This window comes from Pseudomonas sp. ICBG1301 (assembly GCF_016918385.1).
Classification (GTDB): Bacteria; Pseudomonadota; Gammaproteobacteria; order Pseudomonadales; family Pseudomonadaceae; genus Aquipseudomonas; species Aquipseudomonas palleroniana.
Map to the genome: position 1 here is coordinate 26,590 of NZ_JAEKGB010000007.1, position 19,361 is coordinate 45,950.

The 19,361-nt window shown below is 59.2% G+C and carries 19 protein-coding genes; 3 read left to right on the top strand and 16 right to left on the bottom strand.

The annotated features are described in order from the left end of the window. Positions 1–46: 46 nt before the first annotated feature. The 3 genes from JBE38_RS17805 to nhaA form a co-directional block, all read right to left on the bottom strand. Positions 47–382 carry a hypothetical protein gene (locus JBE38_RS17805; protein ID WP_090366347.1) on the bottom strand — a complete coding sequence of 112 codons (336 nt, stop codon included), beginning with the start codon at positions 380–382 and terminating at the stop codon, positions 47–49. After that, entirely contained in the window at positions 379–1,611 is a 1,233-nt protein-coding gene (locus JBE38_RS17810) for an S-type pyocin domain-containing protein (protein ID WP_205344776.1), read from the bottom strand. Before JBE38_RS17810 ends, JBE38_RS17805 begins: the two co-directional genes overlap by 4 nt. A gap of 167 nt (positions 1,612–1,778) precedes the next feature. Then, positions 1,779–2,954 carry a Na+/H+ antiporter NhaA gene (nhaA, locus tag JBE38_RS17815; RefSeq protein ID WP_205344777.1) on the bottom strand — a complete coding sequence of 392 codons (1,176 nt, stop codon included), beginning with the start codon at positions 2,952–2,954 and terminating at the stop codon, positions 1,779–1,781. 217 nt (positions 2,955–3,171) lie between these two features. Between nhaA and JBE38_RS17820 the strand changes: the two genes are divergently transcribed. Then, a complete protein-coding gene (locus tag JBE38_RS17820; RefSeq protein WP_205344778.1) occupies positions 3,172–4,266 on the top strand; it encodes a PLP-dependent cysteine synthase family protein in 1,095 nt (364 codons plus the stop codon). A gap of 68 nt (positions 4,267–4,334) precedes the next feature. Here JBE38_RS17820 and JBE38_RS17825 read toward each other — a convergent pair whose 3' ends face one another. The 3 genes from JBE38_RS17825 to JBE38_RS17835 all read right to left on the bottom strand — a co-directional run bounded on the left by JBE38_RS17825 (position 4,335) and on the right by JBE38_RS17835 (position 7,422). Beyond that, on the bottom strand, positions 4,335–5,948 hold the full coding sequence (locus tag JBE38_RS17825) for an NAD(P)/FAD-dependent oxidoreductase (protein ID WP_205344779.1): 1,614 nt from the start codon (positions 5,946–5,948) through the stop codon (positions 4,335–4,337). 106 nt (positions 5,949–6,054) lie between these two features. Then, positions 6,055–6,726 carry a COG3650 family protein gene (locus JBE38_RS17830; RefSeq protein WP_090366341.1) on the bottom strand — a complete coding sequence of 224 codons (672 nt, stop codon included), beginning with the start codon at positions 6,724–6,726 and terminating at the stop codon, positions 6,055–6,057. 96 nt (positions 6,727–6,822) lie between these two features. Further along, positions 6,823–7,422, bottom strand: coding sequence for a short chain dehydrogenase (locus JBE38_RS17835; RefSeq protein WP_205344780.1), 600 nt, complete (start codon positions 7,420–7,422; stop codon positions 6,823–6,825). Between the two features lie 105 nt (positions 7,423–7,527). Here JBE38_RS17835 and JBE38_RS17840 point away from each other — a divergent pair, with 105 nt between their 5' ends. Further along, positions 7,528–8,442: a LysR family transcriptional regulator gene (locus JBE38_RS17840; protein ID WP_161549748.1), complete on the top strand. Its 915-nt coding sequence runs from the start codon at positions 7,528–7,530 to the stop codon at positions 8,440–8,442. Here JBE38_RS17840 and JBE38_RS17845 read toward each other — a convergent pair. From JBE38_RS17845 to JBE38_RS17885, 9 genes are all read right to left on the bottom strand, one after another. Further along, entirely contained in the window at positions 8,433–8,918 is a 486-nt protein-coding gene (locus JBE38_RS17845) for a DoxX family protein (protein WP_205344781.1), read from the bottom strand. The genes JBE38_RS17840 and JBE38_RS17845 overlap by 10 nt on opposite strands. After that, entirely contained in the window at positions 8,915–9,691 is a 777-nt protein-coding gene (locus JBE38_RS17850; RefSeq protein ID WP_205344782.1) for an HvfC/BufC N-terminal domain-containing protein, read from the bottom strand. Before JBE38_RS17850 ends, JBE38_RS17845 begins: the two co-directional genes overlap by 4 nt. After that, the gene (bufB, locus tag JBE38_RS17855; RefSeq protein WP_090366335.1) at positions 9,688–10,566 is read right to left on the bottom strand and encodes an MNIO family bufferin maturase; all 879 of its coding nucleotides are present in this window, start codon (positions 10,564–10,566) and stop codon (positions 9,688–9,690) included. Before bufB ends, JBE38_RS17850 begins: the two co-directional genes overlap by 4 nt. 23 nt (positions 10,567–10,589) lie before the next feature. Next, entirely contained in the window at positions 10,590–10,895 is a 306-nt protein-coding gene (locus tag JBE38_RS17860) for a BufA1 family periplasmic bufferin-type metallophore (RefSeq protein ID WP_090366333.1), read from the bottom strand. 221 nt (positions 10,896–11,116) lie between these two features. Continuing rightward, positions 11,117–11,818, bottom strand: a complete 702-nt coding sequence (locus JBE38_RS17865) for an ABC transporter ATP-binding protein (RefSeq protein WP_161549746.1) — start codon at positions 11,816–11,818, stop codon at positions 11,117–11,119. Between the two features lies 1 nt (position 11,819). After that, positions 11,820–12,587 (bottom strand): high-affinity branched-chain amino acid ABC transporter ATP-binding protein LivG, encoded by a 768-nt coding sequence (gene livG / locus JBE38_RS17870; RefSeq protein ID WP_060753802.1) that lies wholly within the window; start codon positions 12,585–12,587, stop codon positions 11,820–11,822. Next, positions 12,584–13,837: a high-affinity branched-chain amino acid ABC transporter permease LivM gene (locus tag JBE38_RS17875; protein WP_090366330.1), complete on the bottom strand. Its 1,254-nt coding sequence runs from the start codon at positions 13,835–13,837 to the stop codon at positions 12,584–12,586. Before JBE38_RS17875 ends, livG begins: the two co-directional genes overlap by 4 nt. Continuing rightward, positions 13,834–14,757, bottom strand: coding sequence for a high-affinity branched-chain amino acid ABC transporter permease LivH (gene livH / locus JBE38_RS17880; RefSeq protein ID WP_060753800.1), 924 nt, complete (start codon positions 14,755–14,757; stop codon positions 13,834–13,836). Before livH ends, JBE38_RS17875 begins: the two co-directional genes overlap by 4 nt. A 228-nt stretch (positions 14,758–14,985) precedes the next feature. Then, on the bottom strand, positions 14,986–16,113 hold the full coding sequence (locus JBE38_RS17885) for a branched-chain amino acid ABC transporter substrate-binding protein (RefSeq protein ID WP_060753799.1): 1,128 nt from the start codon (positions 16,111–16,113) through the stop codon (positions 14,986–14,988). Between the two features lie 355 nt (positions 16,114–16,468). Here JBE38_RS17885 and JBE38_RS17890 point away from each other — a divergent pair, with 355 nt between their 5' ends. Beyond that, positions 16,469–16,771, top strand: coding sequence for a DUF2288 domain-containing protein (locus tag JBE38_RS17890; RefSeq protein ID WP_060753798.1), 303 nt, complete (start codon positions 16,469–16,471; stop codon positions 16,769–16,771). A 222-nt stretch (positions 16,772–16,993) separates the two neighbouring features. On the opposite strand, the gene JBE38_RS17895 is transcribed toward JBE38_RS17890, so the two are convergent. Further along, positions 16,994–19,189, bottom strand: a complete 2,196-nt coding sequence (locus JBE38_RS17895) for a hypothetical protein (RefSeq protein WP_205344783.1) — start codon at positions 19,187–19,189, stop codon at positions 16,994–16,996. Positions 19,190–19,361 lie beyond the last annotated feature (172 nt).

Consider the following 19,361-nt stretch of genomic DNA (forward strand, 5'->3'; position numbering starts at 1 on the left):
ATCCGGTGCCACTGTGAACACCCTCAGTCGGGTAGCCGGTTAATGGCTATGTATACATCTCGATGTCGCCAAGTGCGTCGTCAACTACGCCAGATAGAGAAGGGGATCTACGCTTTGCCTGTTCGAATGATGCAGAAATTTTGGTTATTTCTACTTCACCGAACCTACGTGCAATGTGGCCGATTGCGATGATGGCGGCTGATGCGATGTCATCGTCAGGGTTGGTGACAAATTGAAGGCAGGTTTCTTGAGCCCATGTTGAGTCCATTTCATTCAACCCAATTGAGATCAGTGCTTCTGTCACTTTGTTTGGATCTGGGGTAGCTAAAAAGCGTACGGCTTCATCGCGGTCCAAGGACGGGTCGTGGTATCGCATGGTCATTTGCTGTCTCCCAAAATTTTACCTTTTCGGTTAGTTTTCCCCGACTTGATCAGGGCATTTTTCATATCTTGCCTCAGCTCACCCCACGGTCTTACGTGGGCGTGATATGCACCTTCGGCAGTGCGGTCAATTACCACGAACTCTTTGGTATGTGGATCAATAGCTATGCGTCTACGAGAATTAGGAGGATTAACCTCTATCGAATTATTTAGTGAATCTAATCCGTTTTCCGGCCTTTTGCTCTTAACCGAGTTTCCCTTCTTGCTGTGATAGGGCGCGTCTTCATACTTCCAGCTTACGACGATATAAAGCGGTTTAACGCCCGAGCCTACTGGGAACACCAGAATAAAATCTTTGTAATCCGGTGGATAAATCGGGTCGACAATGATGTTCGCGGCTTTTTCGTTCGCGGGGTACACCCATATGTGTGGTGTGGATGGCGCTGCCTCCAGTTGCGGTATGCCAAGCGTGTTCGCGGGGTCAATGGCGGGTGTCCAGATCAACTCGACGCTGTCTCCCAAGTCGGCCACGTATTGCGTTTCACGCATCTGAAACTGCACCACATCGACCATCTCCCAGTCGCGATGCTTCCCGGTGTAGAAGGCATACGCCTTGAGTGCACCGTCGTCTTGTTGCTCGATGTGCAAGCGAAGCCGTGTTCGCGCCCTCGTCATGGCGCGCAGTTGCTCCTCGGTGTAGAGCGCGCTGTCACCGAGGCTGGAAGGCCAGACCAAGGCGATGACGCCTGCCAGAAATGCTGTACCTAGGGTGCCGGCGCTCGCCGTGGCGATTGCCGCCAGGCTGTCTGCTGTCGCAGTACCACCCAACGCCAGCGCCCCAAGCCCCGCAGGCAGTGGGCTACCACTTATCTTGCCAAGGGGCAGCAGGCCTGAGTCGTCTGATTCGCGCCCTCCCAAGAGTGCGAATTCGCCATAATCGCTGAGGCGATCCAGTGGCACATGACCGGTTGGATCTTGATAGTCGATGATGGCGTCCGGCAAATGGCAGGACTTGGTAAATACGCAGCCTGGATTGGGCGGCGGCGTGGGCGGTGGTTTAACTTCAAGAAGTGCCTCCAGCGTGACCTGTCGGTTGATCATCACGCTAAGGTCTTGTTGCTGTGCCGCTTCACGGGCTGCCAGTTCCGCCTCATTCATGGGTTCCAGTAGCCGATAGCCACCGGTTCCAGTCCCGTAGCATCGCCAGACCATTACATCCTTGTTTTTCATTGCGCCCTCCTGGCTTTGTGCATAACGAGGTCCGACGCAAAAGTCGGAAGCGCGACGTTATGGCAAGCCGAGGAGGGGGGATGTAGGTTAGATCTGCGAAGTGACGAGGAATGAGCTGAATAAGTAGAAGGGAAAGGAGGAGCCGATTACCGGCTCCCGCAAAGGGCTCAGGCTTTCTTGCGACTTGTCATGGCCGTTACCGCATAGCCGATACACGCCGCCAGGATCGACCCGGTCAGGATCCCCATTCGGTCTTCACCCGCGAATTCGCTGGCGCCCGGCACAAAGGCCAGGGAACCGACGAACAGGCTCATGGTGAAGCCGATGCCGCACAGGATCGCTACACCGAACACCTGGCCCCAGTTGGCGCCACTGGGCAGGGCGGCGAGGCCGGTCTTGATGGCTAGCCAGGTGAGGCCGAATACGCCGATGGTCTTGCCGATCAGCAAGCCTGCGGCGATACCCATGGGCACGTGATGGGTGAAGCTGTCCAGGCTGACGCCCGCCAGGGACACGCCGGCATTGGCAAACGCGAACAATGGCAGGATGCCGTAGGCCACCCACGGATGCAGTGCATGCTCCAGGGTAAGCAGGGGCGAGGGTTCGGCATTCTTGGTGCGCATCGGGATGCAGAATGCCAGGGTCACACCGGCCAGCGTGGCATGCACGCCACTCTTGAGCACACAGACCCACAGGATCAGGCCGATGATCAGGTAGGGCCCAAGCTTGATCACACCCAGGCGGTTCATGGCGATCAAGGCAATCAGGCAAGCGCCCGCACCTGCCAGGGAGGCACCGGACAGATCGGCGGAGTAGAACAGCGCGATGACGATGATGGCGCCCAGGTCATCAATGATGGCCAAGGTCATCAGGAATAGTTTCAGCGACACCGGCACGCGCTTGCCCAGCAGCGCCAGGACGCCCAGGGCAAAGGCGATATCGGTGGCCATGGGGATCGCCCAGCCGGACATCGCGGCGGGGTAATCCTTGTTGATCGCCCAATAGATCAGCGCCGGTACGACCATGCCGCCGATGGCGGCGGCACCGGGCAATACCACTTGCGATGGCTTGGACAGGTGACCGTCGAGGAGTTCTCGCTTCACTTCCAGGCCGATCAGCAGGAAGAACAGAGCCATCAGGCCATCGTTGATCCACAGCAGGGCGGGTTTGGCGATTTTCAGCGCGCCGACCTGTGCCACCACTGGTACGTCAAGAAAAGCGTTATACAGGTGCGACAACGGTGAGTTGTTAATGATCAGCGCCAGGGCGGCGGCGGCGATCAACAACAGGCCGCTGGCGGCTTCCAGCTGGAAGAAACGGGTGAAAGTGCTACGCAGAGGCAAGGGATGCTCTCCCATTCAAGGTTCAATAGATGGGTACCCTAACCCGTACCGTTAGTTGTTAAAACAAAAGTTATATTCTTATTTGTTATAAGCGGCGCTCAGGATCGGCAGGCCGCCAAAGCCTAGCAATTGTGTGTCTAATTGAGTCGTCACTGTATCTGTGTGCAGTGTAGGAAACCCCTTAAGATTCGGGCTGAAATCCTTAGAGACCCATCTTATGAGTGACCACCGTACCTGGGCCCGTGAAGCCATTCGCATCATTGAAGCGGACTTCCAGCGTAGCGCCGACACGCACCTGATCCCTTTGCCATTGCCGGGGCTGCCGGGTATCGAGTTGTACTTCAAGGATGAGTCCAGCCACCCCACGGGCAGCTTGAAACACCGGCTGGCCCGTTCGCTGTTCCTGTATGCGCTGTGTAATGGCTGGCTCAAGCCGGGTGCGCCGGTGATTGAAGCCTCCAGCGGTTCGACGGCGATCTCGGAAGCCTACTTCGCCCGTCTGCTCGGCCTGCCGTTCATTGCGGTCATGCCGGCGACCACGTCCCAGGAAAAGATTGCCCAGATCGCCTTCTATGGTGGCAAGAGCCATCTGGTACAGGACCCGACGCAGATCTACGCCGAATCCGAACGCCTGGCGAAGGAAAGCGGTGGCCACTTCATGGACCAATTCACCTACGCCGAGCGGGCCACGGACTGGCGGGCGAATAACAACATCGCCGAATCGATCTTCCAGCAGATGCGCTTCGAGCATCACCCCGAGCCGAGCTGGTTGATTTCCAGCCCCGGCACCGGCGGCACCACCGCAACTCTGGGGCGCTATGTGCGTTATCGCCAGCATTGCACCCGCGTGCTGTGTGCAGATGCCGAACGCTCGGTATTTTTCGACTTTTATCAAAGCGGCGATGCCAGTTTGCGCCTGGACTGTGGCTCTCGGATCGAAGGGATTGGTCGGCCACGGGTCGAGGCGTCGTTTTTGCCCAAGGTGATTGATGCGATGGTCAAGGTACCGGATGCCCTGTCGCTGGCGGCCATGCATTATCTGGCCGAACGTTTGGGGCGGCGGGTCGGCGGCTCCAGCGGGACCAACCTGATTGGCGCCCTGATGGCGGCGCAGCAGATGAAAGCGGCAGGCGAGTCGGGGTCGATCGTGGCGATCTTGTGCGATGGGGGTGAGCGCTATGCCACTACCTATTACGATCAGGCTTGGCTTGAGGCTCAGGGCTATGAATTGAAGGGTTTGATGGCGGCCGTTGCGGCCAGTGTCGAACGCGGCGAGCCATTGCCGGATAGCATCCTGCGCGCCAACATCTGAGAAGGGCTGAAAAGCTGCAAGAAAGAACACCGGCTTAACTTGCAGCTTTCAGCTAAAAACTCGCAACTTCAGCCTTGGCTGGCCAACATATCCCGCGCCAACGCCTCGGCAATCCGAATCCCGTCAACACCCGCCGACAGAATCCCTCCGGCGTAACCGGCGCCTTCGCCGGCTGGATACAGGCCCTTCACGTTCAAGCTCTGCATCGACTCGTTACGGGTAATCCGCAACGGCGATGAGGTGCGGGTCTCAATACCCGTCAGCACCGCATCGTGCAGCGAATAGCCTTTGATCTGCTTCTCGAAGGCGGGCAAGGCTTCGCGGATCGCCTCGATGGCGAAGTCCGGCAACGCCAAGGCCAGGTCGCCCAGCGATACGCCGGGCTTATAGGACGGCTCGACGCTGCCCAGGGCCGTGGAGGGTTTGCCGGCGATGAAGTCGCCCACCAGCTGCGCCGGCGCCTCATAGTTGCTGCCGCCGAGAATATACGCGTGGGACTCCAGGCGCTCCTGCAACTCGATCCCGGCCAGCGGGCCACCTGGGTAGTCCACTTCAGGCGTGATGCCCACCACGATGCCGGAGTTGGCGTTGCGTTCGTTGCGCGAGTACTGGCTCATGCCGTTGGTGACCACGCGGTGTGGCTCGGACGTCGCGGCGACCACCGTGCCGCCCGGGCACATGCAGAAGCTGTAGACCGAGCGGCCGTTCTTGGCATGGTGCACCAGCTTGTAGTCGGCGGCGCCGAGTTTCGGGTGCCCGGCGTACTTGCCCAGGCGCGCGGCATCGATCAGCGATTGCGGGTGTTCGATACGGAACCCGACGGAGAACGGCTTGGCCTCCATGTAAACGCCACGTTCGTGGAGCATGCGGAAGGTATCGCGGGCACTATGGCCGAGGGCGAGGATCACGTGCTTGGACAGGATCTGCTCGCCGCCATCGATCACCACACCGTTCAACTGACCCTCTTCGATCAGCACGTCGGTCACGCGTTGTTCGAAGCGGACTTCACCGCCCAGGGCGATGATCTGCTGGCGCATGTTTTCCACCACGCCGGTCAGGCGGAAGGTCCCGATGTGCGGCTTGCTGACGTAAAGGATTTCTTCCGGCGCGCCGGCCTTGACGAACTCGTGCAGCACTTTACGGCCGTGGAATTTCGGGTCCTTGATCTGGCTATACAGTTTGCCGTCGGAAAAGGTGCCGGCGCCGCCTTCACCGAACTGCACGTTGGATTCCGGGTTGAGCACGCTTTTGCGCCACAGGCCCCAGGTGTCCTTGGTGCGCTGGCGAACTTCCTTGCCACGTTCGAGGATGATCGGCTTGAAGCCCATTTGCGCCAACAGCAGGCCCGCGAAGATGCCGCAAGGGCCAAAGCCCACCACGATCGGTCGTTCACTCAGGTCTTGCGGCGCCTGGCCGACCACCTTGTAGCTGACATCCGGCGCCGGGTTGACGTTGCGGTCGTCGGCGAACTTGAGCAGCAGGGCGGCTTCGCCTTTCACGTTCAGGTCGATGGTGTAGATGAAGCACAGCTCCGACGATTTTTTACGGGCGTCGTAGCTGCGCTTGAACAGGGTGAAATCGAGCAGGTCATCACTGGCGATGCCCAGGCGTTGCACGATGGCTGGCCGCAGGTCTTCTTCGGGATGGTCGATGGGCAGCTTGAGTTCGGTGATTCGTAACATGACAGGGTCCGGTAGGCGGCGGGCAAGGAGGCCGGCTGTTTTGCAAACCGGCGATTATAAGCCCCAATGGCAGGTTTCCGTCAGGTTAAAACAGCGCAGGGCCGAATCAGTCGTCCCGTGAGCCACCAAACGCCGCGCAACCACGCTGTACCTGGCCGTTGACCCGCAGTTCGGCGGTCATGTGCTGCAGGCTGCCGCTGGCGCTGTCGACGCAACGCTGCGGGGCTACCCACAGTTCGACGTGCTGGTTGTTGGCTTCGGTCATCAGGTTGAAGCGGCCATCACCGATCTGTTCTTCGACGTAAGGCACGGCCAAAGGCGGCTGGCCTTCGCGTTCAAGCACCATGCCCTTGGCGGTGACGTTCATCGTCCAGGCGGGTTTATGGCCACTGGCGCGCAGGATCGTGCGCTTGAAGTCCGGATCGTTGCAGGCCGAGGTAGAACGCTCGACGCGATAGAGTTGTTGCAGTTCCACCGAACCCTGGGTGCCGCTGGCAACCCCGGAGAACTTGCCACGCAAGTCGGCAAACAGTTCGCCTTGCTGGCCGGCCAGTGAAGCGGCTTCCTGCAGGACGCTGGTGCCACCGGTGTCGTTGACCACATAGTTGCGTTGATCGTTGCACGGCTGGAACAACAGCTTGCCGCCCACTGCCGTCAACGCCCCCTGCATACGGGTCAGGCCGGCGGTAGACGGCTTGGCCGGTTCGCTTTCGAACATCTGGCAAGCGGCGAACAAGGGAAGCAAGGCAAACAGAACGAGGGTACGGGCGGCGCGCATTATCGGGTCTCCAGACAAGTGCCGTCACGTTACGCAGGCTGGCGCTGCATCACAAGTCCAGCGCCCAGCTTCAGGCGATTCTTACAGACTTGAAAATCAGCCGACGATAAACGTCTGCCCCGTCTGCAGTCCCTCGACGCTTTTTGCGTAGGCCAGTGCCACATCTGCGCCGGGAGCCGGTTTGTAACCACGGAAGTAAGGCGCATAGCTGCCCATGGCTTCCAGCAGGACGGTGGGGCTGACGGAGTTGATGCGCAAACCGCGTGGCAACTCGATCGCGGCGGCCTTGACGAAGGCATCCAGTGCGCCGTTGACCAGCGCCGCCGAGGCCCCGGTGCGGATCGGGTCGCGGTTGAGGATGCCGCTGGTGAACGTGAACGAGGCACCGTCGTTGGCGTATTCACGGCCGATCAGCAGCAGGTTGACCTGGCCCATCAGTTTGTCACGCAGGCCCAGTTCAAAGTCGGTTTCGCTCATCTCACCCAGCGCTACAAAGTTCACACTGCCTGCGGTACAGACCAACGCATCGAATCTGCCGGTCTGCTTGAACAGCTTGCGGATCGACGCACTGTCGCTGATATCCACCTGGAAGTCGCCGCTGCTGCGACCGATGCTGATCACTTCGTGACGCTGCGCCAGTTCCGCCTTGACCGCCGAGCCGACCGTGCCGCTGGCACCAATCAATAGGATTTTCATCGTGCAGGTTTCCTTGAATGTAGGGTTCGCATCCAGTCTAAGATGGCTTTTCGAGTGGATAAACGCGCTAATAGGCAACCTTTGGTTTTCAAATGGAAACAATCCATGAGCGAGATGGATGACCTGGCAGCTTTTGCCGTGCTGATCGAAGCCGGCAGCTTTACGGTGGCGGCCGAGCAACTGGGGTGCAGCAAGGGGCAGTTGTCCAAGCGTATCAGCCAGTTGGAAGCGCAGTTTTGCGTGGTGTTGCTGCATCGCACCACCCGCAAGCTCAGCCTCACCGCGGCCGGCGCGGCATTGTTGCCTCAGGCTCAGGCGCTGGTGGTGCAAGTGGAACGCGCCCGTCAGGCATTGGCGAGGCTCAAGGACGATCTCGCCGGGCCGGTACGTATGACGGTTCCGGTGTCGTTGGGTGAAACCTTCTTTGATGGCTTGCTGCTGGAGTTTTCCCAGCAATATCCGCAGGTGCAGATCGAGCTGGAGCTGAACAACAGCTACCGGGACCTGGCCCGGGACGGCTTTGATCTGGGGGTACGGATGGGCGCCATCGAGAATGAACGCCTGGTTGCCAAGCCATTGCTGGCCTGGCACGAGATGACCTGCGCGAGCCCAGCCTATCTGGAACAGCACGGTGAGCCACTGACCCCGGCGGATCTGGCGGCGCATACCTGCCTGCTCAACAGCCACTACAGCGGGCGTGAGGAATGGTTGTATCACCAGCAGCATGAGCTGTTGCGGGTGCGGGTCAGCGGCACCTTTGCCTCCAACCACTACAACCTGCTGAAAAAGGCTGCCCTGGTGGGGGCGGGCATCGCGCGGCTGCCGTCCTACGTGTTACCCGCTGAATTGGCTGACGGCCGTTTACGTTGGCTACTGCGTGACTATTCCACACGGAGTATGCCCATGTACCTGGTTCATCCTTACCAGGGTGGGCTGCCGCGTCGTACCCAGGTGCTGGCCGATTACCTGGTGGAGTGGTTCAAGCGCAGCGGCGAAGCCCTCGACCGAATTCAGCGGTAGCGGCGGGCGATCCAGTGGTCGATGGACAGGCGACCTGGGCCTTGGGCGACCAGCAGCAGCAATATCGCGATCCAGGTGCCGTGCGTCGGGTACGCCTCCGGGTAGACGAACAGTTGAATGACCAGTGTCATGCCAATCAGCGCCAACGCCGAGAAGCGCGTGGCAACGCCCACCAGAATCAGGATCGGGAAAAAGTGCTCGGCAAACGCAGCCATGTGTGCGGCCACTTCCGGCGACAGCAAGGGGACGTGGTATTCGCTGCGAAACAGCGGCAGGGTGGACGCGGCAAGACGCGGCTCGCCCAGTTGGAAGGTGCCGCTGATCAGGTCGATGGCAAAGCCTTCGACCTTGGTCTGTCCGGACTTCCAGAACACGGCGGCGATGGAGAAGCGTGCGAGAAAGGCGATCACGCTGTAGGGGATCTTCTCGAATATCGCGATGAGCCGTTTAATCAGGCAAGAGGAGGATGTGTTCATGGTGAAACCTTTTGTTTGGTGTGCAAGTGAGTGATGACGTCGTGGTTGATCAGCAGGTTCAGGCAGGGGAGCGGGTCGAATTCGGCCGACACCTGGAGGGCGTGTTCCACCGCCGTTTCAAGCGCCACGCCCTGGTTCAGGTGGTCGATGAACGCAGCCGTGCCTGGGTCGATCGCGAAGACTTTGACTGACAGTCCTTGGCGTAAAACCAACGCACTTTGAGCGTGCCAGGGGTTGAAGTCGGCAATGGCCTCTTCGCACTGATGCGCCGACCAGATGCCGACGATGGCGTAGGCAGCATCCAGCGTGGCGAGGGATGGATGCAGTTGCAGGCGCAGGCTGCCCAATTCGGTTTCAGCTTGCAGTGCGAGCAAAATGGCTTGTCGATCCATCGGCGTGGCATCGGCGGCGTGATAGGCACGAACCCGCAGCCGTTCCAGCCGCGCAACATCGGCCAGATAAGGCACGCTAGCTGCCGGCTCGAAGTCCTCGATGAACGCCGCAAATGCACTGCCGTATTCGCTGATCAGCGGGCTGGTGGGCGGGCACGCCTGTACGAAGAGGCCCGCCATGGCACGGAAGAACGCCTCGCCCACCAATTGCAAGGTCACCGGGTAAGCCGCTACCAGTGCATTGATCAACGAGCTATGGACGTTGTTGCGGTAGACCACAAAGCGGCTCGCCGGGTCGGCGCCGTTGCTGCTGAACAGGCCATCGGGGCAGGCCAGGTCAGGTGAGAGCAGGGCCTGGGTAAACGCATTGTGCTGGCTCATGGGGTGACCTGCGAAAGATGCCAGTCGGCCTGTTGCGCTTCGGCTTGCAGCACGCGCAAGGCCGGTACCTGGTTATCCCGCTCGATCAGCGTGGCAACCGGGCCGGTCCGCGTCAGCACCTGCTCGTACAACTGCCATACCGCGTTGTCGATGGGCGCGCCGTGATCATCTATCAGCAGGCGATCGCCCAGGCTGTCGGTGTCTTCGGCAAAACCGGCCAGATGGATCTCACCCACCGCATGCAATGGCAGTGCGTTGAGGTAGGCCAGCGGGTCGCGTTGGTGGTTGATGCACGATACGTAGACGTTGTTGACGTCCAGTAACAGGCCGCAGCCCGTGCGTCGGATGATTTCGCTGATGAAGTCCGCCTCGTCCAGGGTCGAGCGCCGGAACTGTAGATAGGTCGACGGGTTCTCCAACAGCATGGGGCGCTTGAGGGCGTTCTGTACCTGATCGACGTGTTCGCACACCCGGTCCAGGGTCGCGGTGTCATAGGCCAGGGGCAGCAAGTCATTCAGAAACACCGGGCCATGGCTGGACCAGGCCAGGTGTTCGGAAAAGGACTGGGGTTGATAGCGTTCGATCAGCGCAGCCAACCGTGCCAGGTGCTCACGGTTCAGCGGGCTTTCGCCACCGATGGACAGGCCCACGCCATGCAATGACAGTGGGTACTGCTCGCGGATCAAGCCCAGGTAGTGATGAAACGGGCCGCCGGCCACCATATAGTTTTCGGCATGTACTTCAAAAAAACCGATGTCGGGCGAGGTCTCGAGCACTTCGATGAAATGCTCGTTCTTCAGCCCCAGCCCGGCCCTGTGGGGGAGGCCGGGCACCTGAGCGGACAAGACCGTGTGTGGGTGTGAGAGCGTCATGATCCTGACTCAGGTTGTGCCGGGTTTCAGGATTTGGCGGTGAAGGCAGCTTCCTGGCCGAAACCGGTCGGCGAGGTGGAGCTTGGGGTTTTAGCGCAGGTGCCGGCAGGCACCAGTTTCCAGGCATTGGCCTGATCCTTGACTTTGGAGGTCCCGGCGCAGGTAGTGCCGGCACCGGCGGCGCAATCGTTCTTGCCGGCTTCGGCGACACCGAAGCATTTCTGCATGTCGTCGGCGGCATGGGCGGTGGTGGCCAGGGTGGACAGGCTCAGGGCTGAACCCAGGGCCAGGACGAGGGTAGCGGCGGACAGCGAACGGGTTTTAGTGGTCATGGTGTATCTCCAGCAGTGGATGATTGTGGCGGGCTTGATTGCCCGCTTACCCCACTAGAGGTAGCACGATGAATTTCGTTACACGCCAGCCGGAAATAATTTCAGGCAGGGCAAAAAAAGTGGGAGGGGGCTTGCTCCCGATAGCGGTGGTTCAGCTAAGTACTTCTTGGCTGACACACTGCAATCGGGAGCAAGTCCCCTCCCACATTCAGAGGCGTTTCTTAACCGCCCAGGTACGCCTCACGCACTTTCGGGTCGGTCAGCAACTGCTCGCCCGTACCCTGCATCACCACCCGGCCGTTTTCCAGCACATAGGCACGGTCGGCGATTTTCAGCGCCTGGTTGGCGTTCTGTTCCACCAGGAACACCGTCACACCGTCCTTGCGCAGTTGTTCGATGATGTCGAAAATCTGCTGGATGATGATCGGAGCCAGGCCCAGGGACGGTTCGTCCAGCAGCAACAGCTTGGGTTTGCTCATCAGCGCCCGGCCGATGGCGAGCATCTGCTGCTCGCCGCCGGACATGGTGCCGCCGCGCTGGTTGAAGCGTTCCTTGAGCCTTGGAAACAGGTGCAGCACCTTGTCCATCTGCTCCTGGTAGTCGCCCTTGTCGGTGAAGAATCCGCCCATGGCCAGGTTCTCCTCCACGGTCAGGCGGGAGAACACGCGGCGGCCTTCCGGCACCACCGCAATGCTCTTGCGCATGATGTGTGACGACGACTGGCCCACCAGTTCTTCACCCATATAGCGGATGCTGCCGCTGTGGGCCTGGGGTGAACCACACAAGGTCATCAGCAGGGTCGACTTGCCGGCACCGTTGGCCCCGATCAGCGTGACGATTTCACCCTGGCGCACTTCCACGTTGACGCTGTGCAGGGCCTGGATCTTGCCGTAAAAAGTGGAAACGTTTTCGAATTGCAGCATTTTACGCTTCCCCCAAATAGGCTTTGATCACTTCAGGATTGTCACGGATCTGTTCCGGCGTTCCGTTGGCCAGTGGCGTGCCCTGGTTGATCACCACAATGTGGTCGGAAATGCTCATCACCAGTTTCATGTCGTGTTCGATCAACAACACCGTGGCGTTGTTTTCCTCACGCAACACGCTGATCAGCGCCTTGAGGTCTTCGGTCTCCTTGGGGTTCAGGCCGGCGGCCGGTTCGTCGAGCATGAGGATCCGCGGGCGGGTCATCATGCAGCGGGCGATCTCCAGGCGGCGTTGCTGCCCATAGGCCAATGTGCCGGCAGGGCGGTTGGCGAACTCGGTGAGGTTGACCTTGTCCAGCCAGTACGCGGCGTACTCCATGGCCTCGCGCTCGCTCTTGCGGAACGCCGGGGTCTTGAACAGGCCCGCCAGGAAGTTGGTGTTCAGGTGGCGATGCTGGGCGATGAGCAGGTTCTCGACCGCCGTCATGTCCTTGAACAAGCGTACGTTCTGGAAGGTGCGCACCACGCCCTTGCGGGCGATCTCGTGACCGGCCAGGCCCTGGATCGGCTGGCCATCCAACAGGATGCTGCCGCCGCTGGGCTTGTAGAAACCGGTGAGGCAGTTGAACACCGTTGTCTTGCCGGCGCCGTTCGGGCCGATCAGCGCGACCACTTGTTTCTCTTTGACGGTCAGGGCCACGCCGTTGACCGCGAGCAAGCCACCAAAGCGCATGCTCAAATTTTCGACTTTCAGGATCTCGCGGCTCATTTGCGCAGCTCCATATGTGGACGTTGCATGGGCAGCAGGCCTTGAGGACGCCAGATCATCATCAGCACCATCAGGGCGCCGAACATCAACATGCGGTATTCACTGAACTCACGCATCATTTCCGGCAACAGGATCATCACGATCGCGGCCAGGATCACGCCCAGCTGCGAGCCCATGCCGCCCAACACCACGATGGCGAGGATGATCGCCGACTCGATGAAGGTGAACGATTCCGGTGTCACCAGCCCTTGGCGCGCGGCAAAGAAGCTGCCGGCAAAACCGGCGAATGCGGCGCCCAGGGTGAATGCGGAGAGCTTGATGATGGTCGGGTTCAGGCCCAGGGCCCGGCAGGCGATTTCATCTTCGCGCAAGGCTTCCCAGGCGCGGCCGATCGGCATGCGCAGCAGACGGTTGATCACGAACAGGGCCGCCAGCGCCAGCAACAGTGCGACCAGGTACAGGAACACCACTTTGCTCACCGGGTTGTAGTCGATCCCGAAGTACTCGTGGAAGGTCTGCAGGCCTTCGGCGGCGGTGCGATCGAACGACAGGCCGAAGAACGTCGGCTTGGGGATGTTGCTGATACCGTTCGGGCCGCCGGTGATGTCGGTGAGGTTACGCAGGAACAACCGGATGATTTCACCGAAGCCGAGGGTCACGATGGCCAGGTAGTCACCGCGCAAACGCAACACCGGGAAGCCCAGCAGGAAACCGAACGTCGCCGCCGCCATACCCGCCAATGGCAGGCAGATCCAGAAACTCCAGCCCAGGTAGTGCGAGAGCAGCGCATAGGTGTAGGCACCCACGGCGTAGAAGCCCACATAACCCAGGTCGAGCAAGCCGGCCAGGCCCACCACGATGTTCAGGCCCAGGCCCAGCAACACGTAGATCAGGATCAGGGTGGCGATGTCGACCGCGCCGCGCGAGCCGAAGAACGGCCAGATCAACGCGGCGATGATCAAACCGATGATGATGTAGCGCTGGGTGCGCGGCAGGGTCAGGAATTGGCTGACCTTGGGCGATACCAGTGGGCCACGGTTACCCTTGAACAGCGCACCGACCTGCTGGGTGAACAGCACGCGCAGGAACATCAGCACCGAGCACAGGGCGATGATGCTCAGTGTCACGGGACCGGTGCCATGCACTTCCAGGTTGATGCCGACAATGCTCAGTTTGAGGCCGAGTACCGGGAAGGCCACGGCCCACACCAGCAAGGCGCTGAAAAACGCCGATTTAAGATATCTGCTCATACTTTCTCAACCTCCGGACGGCCCAAAATGCCGGTCGGACGGAACAACAGCACCAGAACCAACAGGCCGAACGCCACGACGTCCTTGTACTGGTCACCGAAGATGTCGGCGCCAAAGGCTTCAGCCACACCCAGCACCAGCCCACCGAGCATGGCGCCCGGGATACTGCCGATGCCGCCCAATACCGCCGCGGTAAAGGCTTTTAGCCCCACCAGGAACCCGGCGTTGGGGTTGATCACGCCGTACTGCATGCTCAGCAGTACCGCCGCGACAGCCGCCAGTGCGGCGCCGATCACGAAGGTCAGGGCGATGATGTTGTTGGTGTTGATGCCCAGCAGGTTGGCCATCTTGATGTCTTCGGCGCAGGCGCGGCAGGCGCGTCCCAGACGAGAGCGGGAGATGAACAGGGTCAGGCCCAGCATGGCCACCAGGGTGACGACGAAGACCAGGATCTGCATGTAGGAAATCAGTACTTCTTCCGCACCGCCTGGGCCGAAGGAGAAGCTCCCCGGGATCAGGTTGGGGATGGATTTGTCCTTGGAATCCTGGGACAGCAATACGGTGTTCTGCAGGAAAATCGACATGCCGATGGCGGAAATCAACGGGATCAGACGGTTGCTGCCACGCAAGGGACGGTAGGCAACCCGCTCGATACTGTAGCCATAGGCACTGGTTACAACGATTGACGCGATAAACGCGGCGGTCATCAACAGCGGCAGGGAGTGGATACCCATCATGGCCAACCCGGCAAGGGCGATAAAGGCCACGTAGGAACCAATCATGTACACCTCGCCATGGGCGAAGTTAATCATTCCAATGATGCCGTAAACCATTGTGTAGCCAATGGCTATCAAGGCATAGGTGCTGCCAATGGTCAGGCCATTAACCAGCTGTTGGAAAAAATGATAGATCTCAGGCATTACAGCGCTCCTAAAAACCCGATACGCATTTCACTGGTGGAGTCATGTTCCGGCCCCGTGCTGTGTTCTGTGAGCACATTCGCACAAAGCGTTTGCCAGCGAACCGCTGGTGACGGTTTTAAGATTTTCAGGTGAGCCAGCGCCCGGATCGCGGGTGTCAGGCCCATAAACCTCGTAAAACAAAGCCCACTGCTTGCACAGTGGGCTTGTTGACCAGTAACGCCTGGCTTACTGAGGGGAAACTTCGGTTTTTGGTTTACCGAAGTGCCATTCGTAGACAACGAACTTGAAGTCCTTCAGGTCGCCCTTGGCGTCGAAGCTCAGGTCGCCGGTGGGGGTCTTGAAGGTGCCTGCGTGGATGGCGGCAGCGACTTTGGCGGTGTCTTCGCTTTTCGCAGCGGCGATGCCGCCGGCGATCACTTCAACGGCCGAGTAGGATGGGAACACGAACGGACCGCTTGGGTCCTGCTTGTTCTTGGTGAACTCATCAACGATGGCTTTGTTGGCCGGGTCAGCGTCGAAGGATTTCGGCAGGGTCACCAGCAGGCCTTCGGAAGCGTCCTGGGCGATTTGCGAGATGGAGTCGTTGCCGACGCCTTCCGGACCCATAAACTTGGCGTTCAGGCCTTTTTCCTTGGACTGGCGCAGGATCAAGCCCAGCTCAGGGTGGTAGCCGCCGTAGTAAACGAAGTCGACGTTGGCTTGCTTGAGTTTCTGGATGATCGAGGAGAAGTCCTTGTCACCGGCGTTCAGGCCCTCGAAGACCGCGACTTTTACGCCTTTCTTCTCAAGGGTCTGTTTAACGGCGGTGGCGATGCCTTCACCGTATTGCTGTTTGTCGTGCAGCACGGCAACGACTTTCGGCTTGACGTGATCGGCGATGTAGTTGCCGGCCGCCGGGCCCTGGGCGCTGTCCAGGCCGATGGTGCGGAAGACCAGCTTGTAGCCACGGGCAGTGATTTCAGGGCTGGTGGCCGCCGGAGTGATCATGATCACGCCTTCATCTTCGTAGATGTCCGAGGCTGGCTGAGTGGAGCTGGAGCAGAGGTGACCCACCACGAACTTGACGCCGTCGTTGACCACTTTGTTGGCTACGGCAACTGCTTGTTTAGGATCGCAAGCGTCGTCGTATTCCTTGGCTTCAAGCATCTTGCCGTCTACACCGCCCTTGGCGTTGATGTCGGCGATTGCCTGTTTGGCACCGATGAATTGCATGTCGCCGTATTGCGTGACAGGACCGGTTTTAGGACCTGCGATACCGATCTTGATGGTATCGGCTGCGAACGAATGGCCGGCAACCCCAGCCAGGACCATAGCGGCAAACAGTTTGGAAATCTGCTTAGTAGCCTTATTCATAGTGCTCCACTCTTGCTGTTGTATTTTTTATAGTTCTAGCGGCCTTGTGGGCAGCAGAACCGGATCGGATATCTCGAATATCCCCCGGCAGCGGCCTGGCAACTGTACCGGTACAGTGTAGAGCGCCGGTTGATCGCTTGAAAAGCTGGCTGCTGGGGGCAAAACTCGAGCGTGTCGCTTAAATGAAAGAAAAAGACAGAATTGCGGCGCGGTTATGCCAGAGTTCCGGGCAATCCTTGGCTTTCCTGACACTTTCTATCGATGCCTCATTTGCAACTGGGTTTTTCCGCCTGGCTTTGTGATGCGAAAGGGACGACGTTATGATTGCGCCGATTTTTTCTTCAGGTGGATTCCCATGACGCAAGAACCTAGCACCCTCTATGCCAAGCTGCTCGGTGAAACCGCCGAAATTTCCTGGAAGGAGCTTGAACCGTTCTTTGCCAAGGGTGCCCTATTGTGGGTCGATGCCGGCCTGGATTTGATCGAGGCCGCCGAGGCGATGGCTGAGGATAACCGCGAAAAAGTCGCCGCGTGGCTGGCTGCGGGGAGTCTGGGCGAGGTGTCTGCGACGCGGGCATTGGACTTGGTTACACGTGATCCGAGCCTGTGGGCGGTCGTGGTTTCGCCATGGATTCTGATCCAGGAAAGGGCGGCTTAAGAAAGTTGCGCACAAAAAAGGTGCATGTTTTTTCGCGGGTGGAGTGTGTATCCGGGTAACCGCTGACACGGTGATGGCATCTTGCCGTAGAGAAAGGTCACAGGTGAGGGTGACGTAAACGTCACGGGAACAGTTTTGTCGGTGGCTGAGTGCCTGATGAATTGTTTCAGAAGATGAGCAAATCGTATGGGTAAGGGAGCAAGCTCCCCTCCCCATAAAAGCCTACCCCGTCTTGCCGGTATGGTTGTTCAGCGAAATAACCTTGGTCTTGCCAATCCGGTGGCGGTAAATCTCACGCAGGTACTTGATCGCCTTCTTCACGCAGTCGCGTGACAGGCGAATGTCGTTGATCGAGACGAACTTCTCCTTGTCGTTGATCAACTCGCGGTACTTCTTCTCATACATCGGCTTGATCGCATACCAGTTGGTATCGAGGATCTTCGCCGGGTTCTCGAACTCGTTGAGCAGTTCGTCGATGCGGTCTTCGTCGAAGTCTTCATGAATGATGAAGTCCAGGATCGAGTTGTCCAGCGTGTCATCGAAGCGGTACGGATTGCGCGCAAAGCAGCGCTTGATAAACGCGACGATCAACGTCAGGAAATCATCCGACAGGCACGGGCTCTTGGCGATCAGTGTGGTCAGCGACAGGTTGGCTGACGCGCCGATCACCAATGCATAGCGCTTGAGCGTGGTGTTGGGAAACAGGCTGTTGAGGTGGGTCTTGAGCCGGTTCAGGTCCATGTAGGACAGCTTGTAATCCTTGGGCAGCGAGACGATTGAGACCACCGACGAGCAGTTCTTGAAGAAGTGCAGGTCATGCAGCGCCGCCGCGTCATAACCGGAGTTCTTGTATTGCTCCAGCGACGCCTTGTAGCGCTTGGACTCGATGGGCAGCAGGCTGATGCCTTCGATAGCCTGGGTGACCTTGTTGAAGTGCGGCAGGTCAATGGAGCGGAAGAACAGGTCGTCGATGTTCAGGCGCTGTGGCTCTTTGTCGAACACCTTGAACTTGTCGTTCGACGGCGCCGGGGTTTCCGGTACCACGGATTCGGCATAGGCAATCGCCACCGGGCCGGCCAGGCTCATGAACAGGTCGTTGGCATCCAGGCGAATGGTTTCGCCGATGTCGATACCGGCGCGCCGGAAGTAATTCTGATCATAGTCCGTGGTCACCGCCTGGGCGGTGAGAATGTTGAAAATCTGTTGGGAAATGTACTGGTTGGCATGTTTTTCCATGGCATTGACATCAATGTTCTGGATATTGCCGTCGTCGCTCTCTTCGGCGTAACGCATGATGTCGTTGGAGATCAGCATCATCGCGTTCCAGGGGCGGATGCGACCTTTCACACTGGCTTCGCTGCTGTCTTCATTGGCGAAGTTGTACGAGAAATCCCACTCCTCTGACAGATACTTGCACAACAGCCGACCGGCGTTGATGTGCAGGGCTTCGGACATTTCGCTGCGGTGGTCGGAGATATTCGGCAGCACGCAGATGCCACTGGTGAAGATCGGCTCGAACACAAACGCATGGCCACTCTTGCTGTCGTGTTCGTCGGCGGGCTTGGTGTCGAACGTCTTGTTCATGTACGAGTGCTGCTGGGCCAGGCCGAACTCTGAAGCCATGCCTGAGCCGGTACCGCCGCCGGCGCTGAAGATCGAGAAATACAGGCGCGACTGGTTGGCCTTGATGCCGCAGGAGTCGATCAAGTACGAGTGAATCATCTTCCAGTCGGGGCTGGAGAAACGCTGGGTGTCTTTGTTGAGGATGATCTTGGCCAGGTACTGGCCCAGGATGGGCGCGTTACCGGCGCCACCGGCATGGACTTCCGACAGGTCCATGATTTTCATCTTGCTGTAGTCGCGCAGGAAGCCGCTTTTTTCACCCTTGCGCGAGAAGCGGATGCGCCCGGCGATGTCCTTGTCCAGATCGCCCAGCATCACCAAGGGTTCCACCAGGAACACCGGCTTGGTGGTTTTGCCGCCGCCCAGGCGCAGGTTGTTGCGAATCCATTGGGTCGGGCTGTAGCCCTTGTCCAGAGGGCTCTTTTTGAACTGAGGCTTATCCTCGGTACTGAACTCATTCAGGTAGAACTTGCGCGCGTTGTACACCAGCTCTGCCACGTCCAGGGCAATATTGGAGCCGCAGCGGCCCAGGCCGATCAGGCACACCGACGGGAATTCCTGCTCATGGCCCGAGGCACCGTCACCTTCCAGCTGGGGCGGGCGCGGGAACACCATGTCGCGCAGGCCGTCGAGGTTGTCGAGGATGCGGTCGGTATTGGTCTCGGTGAAGTACAAGTATTGCTGGGTGGCCAGCGGGCGGGCAGTGTTCAATGGTTTATAGCCGGCGGCTTTTTGCGCAGGCGTTGTCGGCAACTCGTCGGGGACCACGGTGGCGGAGCTGTTTTTGGAAGTCATTGGGCGCCATGTACCTGGACGGATGGCCAAAAAAATCGGGGAGCCATCACTGAATGAAAGTTCGCGACTTTACAGTGCGTCTGAGTCCGGGGCGGCTGGGTTTAACCCAAGTGTTTACAGGGGAATTCCGGCCGGACTCTGATGAATCGGCCGTTCGTCGGCGTTCTTTAAC